Source organism: Methylobacterium sp. AMS5 (assembly GCF_001542815.1).
Taxonomy (GTDB): domain Bacteria; phylum Pseudomonadota; class Alphaproteobacteria; order Rhizobiales; family Beijerinckiaceae; genus Methylobacterium.
The window spans coordinates 1,269,592-1,280,000 of record NZ_CP006992.1 but is presented as its reverse complement, the minus strand read 5'-3'; the positions used below and the strand labels follow the sequence as shown (position 1 = coordinate 1,280,000).

Genomic DNA, 10,409 nt, shown 5'->3' with positions numbered 1-10,409 from the left:
CTGATCGGCCTGCAGCTCCTCGCAGTCGCCCTCGGTTCCCATGCCCTGGCGTTGTCGGACGCGTTCTATCGGTCCGGCGCCTTCGTCTTCGGTGGCGGCCATGTCGTCCTGCCGCTTCTGCGGTCCGCATTGGTCGATCCGGGCTGGGTGTCGCCGGACGCCTTCCTCGCGGGATACGGCGCGGCCCAGGCCGTGCCGGGGCCGCTCTTCACGGTCGCCGCCTATCTCGGCGCGGTGGCGCAGCCGGCGCCGAACGGCGTTCTCGGGGCCGGCATCGCTCTCGTGGCGATCTTCCTGCCGGGCCTCCTGCTCGTCTACGGGATGCTGCCCTTCTGGGATGCCGTCCGTGTGCGGCCGGCGGCGCGGGCGGCCATGCGCGGCACCAATGCGGCAGTGGTCGGCATCCTGGGCGCGGCCCTCTACGATCCCGTCTGGACCGGCGCGGTCGGCTCACCCCGCGATTTCGCCCTCGCGGCCCTTGCCTTCGTGCTGCTGACCGCCTGGAAGGCGCCGCCGTGGTGCGTCGTCGTGCTGACGGCGCTGGGCGGTCTTGCCATCGCTTGAGTGCGCGCGGGCAAGGGACCCTTGCCGTGCGGCGGGGTTCGGCGGTCATGGGCGGCGATGGTCTCTCGCGCGGCCCGCGTCCATCGTCTCGGTCAGCCCGTCACGGCCCGTCGCGGTTCGGGGCGGGCCGATACGCCTCGGCGGGGAGATCGCGCGACAGGCTCTCGCCGGTCGAGCGGCCCGGAGCCGGGCTCGGCATCAGGCCGCCTCCCGCGCCCTCGGGCGGTTTCGGCACATCGGTGATGTAGCGCTGCGCCCCCCCCGGTGCCGGACTCGTGACCGGCGGTTCGGACGTCGGGGCGGCGCCCTGCGGCGTCGTGGGGGCGAGGTAGCGGCGGCCACCGCTGTCCGGCGCCGTTGGCGTCGGCGGACGGAGTGGCGCGGCCTGCGGCGGCGCGGCCGGTGCCGGCTTCGGTGCGGCCTCGGCGGGTGGCTCGCTGGGCTTGGGACGTGCGGCCTGCCGTTTCACGGAGGCGGGCCTTTCGCGCCGGACGGCGGAGGAGCGTGGCCGGGCTCCGGGCTCGCCGGGCAGAGAGATGGTCATCCGCTCGACGGCGGCGACGAGATCGTCAAGACTCGCCTGCGCCGTGCGGCATAGCCGGATCCGGAGGGAGAGGGCGCGCCGGCCCGCGGTTGGGGAGACCGACGTATCGAACAGGCCGCCGCGGCTCGCGGCGCGCTGGGCCGCGCTCGCCCGCTCGAACCATTGCCACGCGTAGAGGCAGTCGGTCCCGAGCGCGAGGCCGACCGGGCCGTAACCGTTGCGCCGCGGCGCGACCACGCGCAGGACCTGCCCCGGAAAGCGGACCGCGATCTCGCCGTCGATGCCGAACTGGCTCGGCTTGGCCAGCCGCGGTGGGAAAGCGAGCAGGAGGTCGCCGGTCTCGTTGCGCAGGGCGACCTCGGCATGGTTGCGGCCGTCGCCACCCTCGAAGCGGATGCGCTGGTCGAACCCGTCGCGCACCCGCGTGTCGACGACGCCCGCGACCGGACCGGCGCCGGGCAGGCGCAGGACCGGCGCGGACTGCGCCAGAGCCGGGCCGGCGAGGAGCAGGGCCGGGACCGCCGCGAGGAGGCCGAAGAGACGCGATCTCACGGAAAACCCTTCCCGTTCGGCCCGTTGCCCGACGAGACGCGGGAGGGCACGGAGAAGCGGTCGCTCTCCGGCGTGGCGGCGGCCCGGCCCCGTTCCGCCTGCTGGTCCTGCCAGAGCGTGCCCGGCGGGGGAGGGGAGAGACCCTCCGGCTTGTCGAGGCCGTTATAGCCCGGCAGCAGGGCAAAGCCGTAGCGCTCATAGGGCATCGCCCCGGCCCCGTTGACGCGGCGCGCCACCAGGGGGGGCCGCGCGGTCACGGGCTCGCGGGCGTCGCTGCCGGGCGCGACCGGTTCGGTGAGCACCCGCTGCAGCGCGGCCGGCGGGTAGCGCAGGGGATTGTCGAGAGGCACGCTCAGCGGGAACTCGTTGCGCTGGACCGCCGCCGGCACCGCACCGGTCTGGGCGCCGATCGTGGCCGCATCCGGCCGGGGTACGCGGCCGTAGGAGGGGGCGTCGGGTTTCGGCTCGGGCCGCGCCTCCGCCCGCGCGGGCGGCCGAGGCGGCTGCGGCGCGGCGCAGGGCAGCGGTGGCCCGCCGGGATCCTCACGGAACAGCATGTCGACGACCTTCGGAAACAGGCCGTCATAGCGGTTCACGGTTTCGAGATAGGGGCGCTGGCGCTTCAGCCGTTGCAGCGTCAGGGCGTAGCCGAACACCGTGGTCTCGCTCGGCATCCAGGCGACGGCGCGCTGGAACCATTCGAGCGCCGTGTCGAACTGGCAGGAATTATAGGCGTACCACGCCAAGCCCTGCGCACCCTCGCCGGAAGCGGAGGCGATCACGACCTTGGCGTAGCGCTCGATCCGCGCGGGCTCGATGAAGGGCGGGTTGGCCAGCGTCAGCTTGCGTTCGAGCACGTCGATGAACAGCAGCTCGTTGCCGACGAAGCGGTCGCGCCAGGCATAGGCGACCTCTTCCGCCTCGCGCAGCATGTTCAGCTCGCGCAGGGTATGGGCGAGGCCGTGGGCGACCATGGCGTCGCCGCCGCGGCCGATGGCGAGCTTGAACCACTCCAGCGCCTCGCGGAACTGGCGCCGCTTGTAGGCGTACCAGCCCAGCAGGCCGGTCTGGCTCGGGTCGCCGCTCTTGCGGGCATAGGTCTGGAAGGCGGTGAGGTCGGCCAGGGTCGGCGTCTGGGCCGGCTCGTCGTGCAGGAAGGCGGCGATGCGGGCGCGGGTGATGTCGAGGCGGATCGCGTCGAATTCCGACACGCCCTCCTGATTGGATCCTTGGCTCGCTCCTTGGATCGTGCGCCCCATGGCGATGAGCCGCTCGGCCTGATCCATCTTGAGATGGCTCATCGCCTTCTGGATCGTGGCGAGCCGCGCGCCCGCATCGGCAGGACCATCGAGGACCGACTTGTAGAGATCGAAGGCGTCCTCGCCCGCCCCCGTCGTGGCGAGCGCGTCGGCGATGATCCAGAGACATTCGAGGTCCGCCGTGTCGAGGGCGCTGGGATCGGCGCGGTAGAGGGCGACCACCTCGTCGGCGTTCTTGCCGAGTTCGTTCTTGCCCGTCCCGTTCTTCTCCGCGGTGGTCTTGATGCTGTTGCGGAACTCCGCCCGGCGCAGTTTGCGCGCCAGTTCCTCCGACGGCTGCCAGTTCGGCTCGAGCGAGCGGCGCGCGGCGATGGCCGCGCGCAGATCCTGGAAGCGTCCGGCGGTGAACAGATCCCACAGCGGTGCTTCTTCGGGCGGGCTCGGCTGCAGGGTGTCGAGATCACCCGGCTCGGTCCAGCCGGGATAGAGCCGCTTCAGCCGCGCAATCTCGGCCTTCATCCGGGCGGTCTGCTTCTGCGAGGCGTAGTATCGAAGCGCGCTCTCATCGACCATGCCGGGCGTGACCCCGGTCTCGGGATCGACCACGATCGCGGGCGCGCGGGCGCCGTCGCCGTAGATGAGGCGCGTGGACGATTCCGGTGCCGCGCCGCCCTGAGCTATCGCGGGCGCCGCACTGGCGAGCAGGAGCGCGCCGAGGAGTGCGCCCGATTGCGCGGCCGTCGCGAACGGCCCGGACGTCTGACCCCGGCGCATTCTCTTCCGCCGGGCCGGCGGGCCTTTCGGCGCAGGCCGCCGCGGGCGCGTCAGGATTTCACGCATGACGGATACCGCATCCGGGCGGCGATCAGCGAGAGGAGTTGGAGGGTGGCGGGATAGTAGTTCTGATTGTCCTGCACCGTCCTTAAGGCTTCCGGAAAGGGTGTTCCGTCCGCGGCGCAGGCGGTGATCGCGGAGATCGCCATATAGCCCGGCTCGCTCAGCCACTCGACCGGTTGCCCGTCGCGGGTGTCGACGATCGGCAGGCGCTCGCGCTCGATCCCGCCCCAGAGCGTCTTGAACGGCGCGTAATCCTCCGGCCGTCCGACGCCGGCCCAGGCGAGATAGAGCGGCACCCGGATCGCGTTGTAGGAGAACAGCGGCGGGAAGCCGTCGGCGGGGCGTAAGCTGTCCTTGGCCGAGATCCACTCGGTCGGCAGGCTGCTCGGCCCGAAGCGGGACTGGCGCAGGAAATCGACGCCGCTGCGGATCAGCGAGGCCCAATCGTATTCGGGGGCGACGATCGGCAGCCGCTGGAAGGCGGGGAAGACCCAGTAGGACAGGTTGATGAGCGGTCCGTCGGAGCGCTCGCGGGCCGAGAAGCCGGAGACGGCCGGCAGCAGGACCGGCCCGTGCGGGTCCCTGAACAGGATGGTCTTGCGGCCGAACTCGACGGCGATGCGGCGCGCGGCGGTGCGGTAGGACGGCTCGCCCCAGGCCTCCGCCGCCTCGGTGAGCGCCCAGGCGACCAGGATGTCGCCGTCGGTGGCGTTGTTCATGTCGGAGACCGCCGGGCGGTGGTCGGGCGCCCAGCGCCATGCCAGCAGCTCGTCGGAGCGCACCATGAGGTTGGCGCGGGTCCAGCCCCAGATCCGCTCGAAGGTGGCCCGGTCGCCGGCCGCGACCGCGAGCAGCATTCCGTAGCCCTGGCCCTCGCTGTGGCTGATCAGGCCGTTGGCCGTATCGACGATCCGGCCCTGCTCGGTAATGAATCGCGACCGGTAGGCGCGCCACGCCGCGTCGTCGCCCAGGGTGTTGGCGAGCAGCGGCCCGGAATCGGTCCGCGCCGACGTCTCGGCGCGCGGCGGGCCCGGCAGGGCCGTGGCGGGCGGCACCGTGGTGGCCTCCGTCTGCTGGGGCGCCGGCTGGGGCACCTGGGACGACGTCTCCGGGGATGCCGGCTGTGGCGTCGTCTGTGCGGCGGCGGATCCGGCCGCCGCGAGGGCGAGCGCCGAGGCAACTGCCCATCCGATGATACCCGGGGCGGCGAAGCCGGGGCGGCGCGGTGTGCGGGGGGGCCGCATCAGGAATTCCTTCGACCGAGTTGGCGCACGAGGCCCGTCGTGGCGAGGCCGAGGCACAGAGCCATGAACAGGGTCATGCCGACATAGTAGCCGGGATTGAGTGAGAGCCAGGCCGCCGAGACGAGCCGGAAGTTGGCGAGCGACCACGAGCGGGTCTCGATCAGCGCGACGTGATCGGGCTGGACGGTGGTGAGGGTGCCGTCCGAGGCATCGAGGAAGGCGGCGCGCCCGACGAGGCGCGTCCAGACCACGGGATCGACGAGGCAGGACACCGAGGCCTTGAGCATCGACGGGTTCGGAGCGGTGACGAGCACGGTGGTCTCGCCGAGGCGGGTTCCGCCGCTGTCCTCGGCGATGATCAGCGAGGCGCGGGGATTGACCGGCACGTCTGCCGCCGGCGCCTCGATCAGGCCCGTCACGCCGCTGCGCAGCCGCAGTGCCCCGTTCGCGAGCCGGGTCCAGCCCTCCCGCAGGACGGTGGGCACGAAGGCCGCGCCCGACAGGGTCTGGTCCCAGCGGGCCACGAGTTCCTCGTCGGTCTCCGGGGCCGCCGGCCGCAGCGGGCTTCGCGGCGCGGGCGGCGCCGCAGCGGGGGCGGTCGCGGACGCCGCCGGGGGGGCCGCGGCCACGCTGACCGGCACCGCGGCCGGCGGCAGGGCGCAGCGCATCGGCAGGTTGCGACGCAGCCGGTCGAGGGTCAGCACGCCCTCCGGACCGAACTGGCCCGGTGTCGCCACGGTCTCGGCCCGTCCGCCCCAGATGCGGCGGATCTCTTCGGGATCGAGGCCGACGGACTGGATCGTCACCGGATTGAGGGCGCGGGCGGGCGCCACCACGAGCTTGGCGCCGCTCTCGGTGCCGCCGGCATCGGGCACGAGTTCGAAATCGATGACGCGCTTGGCGGCGATGGCGAGGCGTGCGGCCAGCGTCGCGGCGGCATCCGCGGTCTCGCGGTCCGCAACCGGCAGCACGAGGCGCGGGCGCTGGCCCGGTGCGGTGAAGGGCACGGCCCCCGCCTTGACCGCCGCGAGATCGGGGCTGCGCACCGCCCGGGCCAGGGACGGGATTTCGAGGCGGGTGCGGTCGAGAAAGAGGAAGCGCGGCTGCCGCGCCGCGGGCGAGAGGGTGTCGCAGACCTTGTCCGCCGCGTTCGGAAGCTGCGCGCTGATCTCGACGCTGTTCAGGCCCGGCCGCCACAGGCTCAAGGGCAGGGGGATGGCCTGATCGTCGAACACCTCACCGCGGGCATAGGGCAGCGGCACGCTCGCGGCGTTGCGGCCGTTGATGTCGACGACGATCTGGGCGCTCGAATCGAGCCCGGCTGCGTAGCCGCCGGCCAGGTGCAGCATGGCCTTGCCGTAGTCGGCGGGCACGAAATCGGGCGGAAAGCGCAGCTCGATCCGGGTGCGCAGCAGGCGCCCGTTGAACTCGCGGCTGGTGACGCCGAGGCGCTGCAATTCGAGCCGCTCGCCGCCCTGCACCTCGTAGCCCCGGATCAGGGGCGCGAGCGCCGTGCCCGGCCCGCTGCCGCCGGCATCGCCCGCCGCGGCGAGCTGGGCGGTCGCCGCCCGCACGTCGTCGGGGCCAAGGCCGGTCACGACGAGCGTCGGCGCGCGGTTGCCCCGCGGCGGCAGGAGGGCGAGCCGCGGCCCGGTGATCGGCCCGAGATCCTCGACGCCGTCCGTGCCGCGGATCTCGGCGGCGGTCCCCACGAGCAGGTTGACGCCGCTGCGGCCGGAGAGCGGCGGCCCGAAGCTGACCGCGGGCCGGGCGAGCCGGCTCACGACGGCGAGCGCCTGCACGGCGCCGATCATCCGCTCCAGACGCGGCAGGGTCGGCTTCTCGTTGAGCAGCACGCCCATGGGGAGGGCGCCGCTCTCGTCGGGTTCGAGGGCGGCCAGCGATTTTAGGTCGAGGTCGGCGGCCGGCGCGATCACCAGCCCGGAGCGCGAGGGATCGATCTGGGTCCAGAGCTCGTAGGTCGCCTCGATCGCGCAATCGACCCGGTGGCGCTGGCTCGCCGTCAGGGTCACGGCGTTGTAGCCGGCCTTGAGGACGCCGTCGGGAATCGCGAATTCCACGACCTTGACGGCGCCGGGGGCCTGAATCCGGGTCCAGCCGACCTTGGTGCCGTTGACGAGGCCGGTGAGTTCCGAGCCCTCCGGCGCCACCGAGATCGCCGAGAGGTAGGAGACGCGCAGCCGTGCCGCGCCCCGCGCCTGCCCCTCGGTGAGGTAGACCGGATATTGCAGCACGTCCTCCTCGCCCGAGAGGCGGAAGCCGCGGGTGCCGGCGGGCAGGCGGCGGGCCGGGGCGATGGTCGCCTGGATCTGCGGGCGGCGTCCGCCGTCGGCGCTGTCGGGGGCCGACGGGCGGCCTTGCGCCGTCGGCGCCGGGGCGGCGGACGAGGTGGGGCCTCGCGCGGGGGCTTGAGCCGGCGCCGGGCTCTGCTTTCGCAGGGCGTCTCCGGTCGGCGGCACCGTCAGGCGCTCGGCCGGACCGGTCCCGAGGAAGCTCTGCGCGCGGGCCGGCGCCCCGCCCATGAGCAGCGTGCAGACGAGCGCGACGGCCAGGGCCGGCGTCCGGGGGGCACGGCGCGCGGGTCCGAGGCCGGCTCCTGGAAGAGGCTGCACCGTCATCGCGCTCACGCCGTGCCCGTGCCGCGCCCGGTCCGACCGGCGAGCGCGCGCTCATTCTCGTAATCGAGCATCATGCGCACCCAATCGTTCGAGGCGCGGGCAGGCGGGTTGGCCGAAGGGCTGGAGGAGGGGGCGGGCTGCGCGTTCACCGGGGCCTGAGCCGTCGGGGCTGGGCTTCGCGTCTCGGCCGGCACAGGCTCCCTTGGAGCCTGTGGGGCGGCCTGGAACGCGTAGGCCTGCACCGCTGGCGCAAGCAGCGGCTCGGGCAGGTTCGCCCCGGTCGGCGCCTGTTCCGGGGCATCGTAGATCGGCGAGGTGCCGTCGATCACCGGCGCCACCGCCGGCCGCGCGTCGGCGGCGAAGGCGTAGCGCACGGCGCGGAACGGCTCGGAAAGGCCCCACCAGATGAATTGCAGCGTGCCGGTCAGGATGTCCTTGTGGCGGCGGCGGCGCATCTGGAAGCGGCGCATCGCCTCCGCATCGCCGTACATCAGGCCGGCGAGCGCCACGTAGTCCTGCGGGCGCAGGCGGCCGAAGCTCAGGCGGGCGAAGGCCTCGTCCTTGGCGCGGTCGATCCGCTCCAGGGTCACCGGCAGGGCGCCGGCCGGGCGCGCGCCCGCCACCGGGATGACGGTGAGCGCCCCCGTGAGCTTGCGGTGTCCGCCCTCCGTCGGCAGCAGGGCGGCGGGCAGGCGCACCGTGCAGGCTTCGGCCGAGACCCGCTCGATCGACACGTCGATGGCCCGGCCGCCCAGCGTGATCTGGCCGCGCCGGTTGATGGCCAGCGAAGGAGCCCGCTCCAGTTGGCGGCGCTCGGCGCAGACCCCGAGGGCTGCGCCCGCGGTCAGCAGGTTGAAGAAGTTCCACAGGCCGACCACCAGCATCAGGTTGGTCACGCCCGGCTCGAACAGGTAGCGCCACGTCGCGACCGCGCAGCCCGCCGCCAGCAGCCCGTAGACGGCGAAGAACGGGAGCGAGGCCGACGAGAGATGGTCGTGGTCGAGGCTGATCCCCTTGTCGGTGACGTTGAAGGTCGGCTTTCGCGGCGACCAGATCACCGAGACGATGGCCTTCGACAGATAGAGGCCTTGAACGTATTCGTAGAGCTCCGAGACGAAGGGCCAGCGGAACTTGCCGTAGACGTAGTTCTGCATCATCAGGTTGATGACGATGTAGGTTGCCGTATAGGCGATCGATTCATCGACGCTGGCAACGAAAATCTTCAGATCGAAGAAAATGTGCAGCAGCGGCGCGAACATGAAAATCAGCCGCGGCACGGGGAAGAACCAGAACGTCATGCTCGAGAGGTAGGCGATCTTCTGGATCGGCTTGAGCCCCTTCTGCAGCGCGGGGTTCTTCAGGAGCAGGATCTGGAACATGCCCTGGCACCAGCGCGAGCGCTGGCCGATGAAGGCCGAGAGCGTCTCCGGCTGGAGGCCGGCGATCAGGGGCTTGTCGACATAGGCACTGGTCCAGCCGCGGGAATGCAACTCGAAGGCGGTCTCGCAATCCTCGGTGATGGTGATGCCGGAGAATCCCCCGGCCTCGTCGAGGGCGGTGCGGCGCAGCAGGGCGGCGGAGCCGCAGAAGAACGAGCCGTTCCACTTGTCGAGCCCGCGCTGCGTCACCGCGTAGAACATCTCGTTCTCCGACGGCATCCGCTCGAAGGTCTTCAGGTTCCGCTCGATCGGGTCCGGGTTCAGGAAGGCGTGCGGGGTCTGGACGAGGAAGAGCTTCGGGTCTTCGGCGAAGTAACCCACCGTCTCGCTCAGGAAGGAGCGGAACGGGACGTGGTCGGCATCGAGCACGACGACGATCTCGCCGGTGGCGAAGGCGAGCCCGTTGTTGAGGTTGCCCGCCTTGGCGTGCTCGTTGCGGGCGCGGGTGAGATAGCGGCAGCCGAGTTCCTCGGCCAGCACCGTCAGCTCCCGCCGCCGGTCGCGGGCGGCCTTGGCCTTCTCCGGGTTGGGGTCGGCGCATTTCTGGTCCGAGCCGCCGTCGTCGAGAAGCCAGACGTTAAGCTTGTCGGGCGGGTAGTTCATCTGGCGCGCGGCCGCCAGCGTCATCGCCAGGATGGCGGCGTCCTCGTTGTAGCTCGGCACGAACACGTCGACCGTCGGCAACTCGGCCGCGCGCGCCGCCGGGGGCGGGGGCCGCTTGAGCGGGTCGGCGTTGATGATGAGGCTCACGAACAGGATGAAGACGCAGTACAATTCGCCCACGAGCAGCAGCAGGCCAAAGCCGAAGCTGACCGGATCGCCGGGGGAGGGCAGCGTATCGGTGACCCGCCACAGGATGTAGCGGAGCACCACGAGGCTCCCGAGCGCCAGGAATACGAAGCGAGTGCGCGGCCCGTCGAGGAACAGCCACAGCACGATCATCGCCGCCATGGCGGCGAGACTCATGGCGAGCTGGTTCTGCGTCCCGACCGGTTGGCTCAGCAGGATGAGGCCGGCAACCGTCGTCCCCATCCAGGCCAGCCACCGCAGCGCACGTATCACACTCGCCACCCCTGCCTCGTGGACGGATCCATCATGAAAATACGACGATTTCCGGATGCGTTCACGACGCCGCCGTCCCGCTCTGCGAACAAGGTTGATTTTGCGATGCAGAGCGTAGCGTCATCCGGAGAAAATGTCCGAAGATTCAGCAGAAATTCCGCGAAAATGACATGCGGTTGCGAGGAATGTCTTCCTGATACGGAAGCCATTCTTCGCTTGAGACAGCATTACTTTGCCGTGAGACGCGGAGACAAGGCGGCGGATTGTCC

Annotated in this window: 6 protein-coding genes (1 of these 6 running past the window's edge); 1 reads left to right on the top strand and 5 read right to left on the bottom strand. The window is 71.7% G+C overall.

What is annotated here, in order from left to right; translation table 11 throughout:
• Window positions 1-564 carry the 3' end of a chromate efflux transporter gene (gene chrA / locus Y590_RS05840; protein WP_060769026.1) on the top strand. Its footprint begins 669 nt before the window's first position, so 564 of the gene's 1,233 nt are visible here — the last part of the coding sequence; its start codon lies beyond the left edge, outside the window; its stop codon occupies window positions 562-564.
• A 100-nt stretch (window positions 565-664) separates the two neighbouring features.
• Here chrA and bcsN read toward each other — a convergent pair whose 3' ends face one another.
• Genes bcsN through bcsA form a run of 5 tightly spaced genes read right to left on the bottom strand, consistent with a single transcriptional unit; the run spans window position 665 to window position 10,149 of the window.
• The gene (gene bcsN, locus Y590_RS05835) at window positions 665-1,660 is read right to left on the bottom strand and encodes a cellulose biosynthesis protein BcsN (protein ID WP_060769025.1); all 996 of its coding nucleotides are present in this window, start codon (window positions 1,658-1,660) and stop codon (window positions 665-667) included.
• Window positions 1,657-3,759, bottom strand: a complete 2,103-nt coding sequence (locus Y590_RS05830) for a hypothetical protein (RefSeq protein ID WP_060769024.1) — start codon at window positions 3,757-3,759, stop codon at window positions 1,657-1,659. The genes bcsN and Y590_RS05830 overlap by 4 nt, the downstream gene beginning before the upstream one ends.
• Window positions 3,744-5,000 (bottom strand): family 8 glycosyl hydrolase, encoded by a 1,257-nt coding sequence (locus tag Y590_RS05825; protein WP_083530778.1) that lies wholly within the window; start codon window positions 4,998-5,000, stop codon window positions 3,744-3,746. The genes Y590_RS05830 and Y590_RS05825 overlap by 16 nt, the downstream gene beginning before the upstream one ends.
• Window positions 5,000-7,648: a cellulose biosynthesis cyclic di-GMP-binding regulatory protein BcsB gene (locus Y590_RS05820; RefSeq protein ID WP_060769023.1), complete on the bottom strand. Its 2,649-nt coding sequence runs from the start codon at window positions 7,646-7,648 to the stop codon at window positions 5,000-5,002. The genes Y590_RS05825 and Y590_RS05820 overlap by 1 nt, the downstream gene beginning before the upstream one ends.
• The gene (gene bcsA, locus Y590_RS05815) at window positions 7,645-10,149 is read right to left on the bottom strand and encodes a UDP-forming cellulose synthase catalytic subunit (RefSeq protein WP_083530777.1); all 2,505 of its coding nucleotides are present in this window, start codon (window positions 10,147-10,149) and stop codon (window positions 7,645-7,647) included. Before bcsA ends, Y590_RS05820 begins: the two co-directional genes overlap by 4 nt.
• Between the last annotated feature and the right edge of the window lie 260 nt (window positions 10,150-10,409).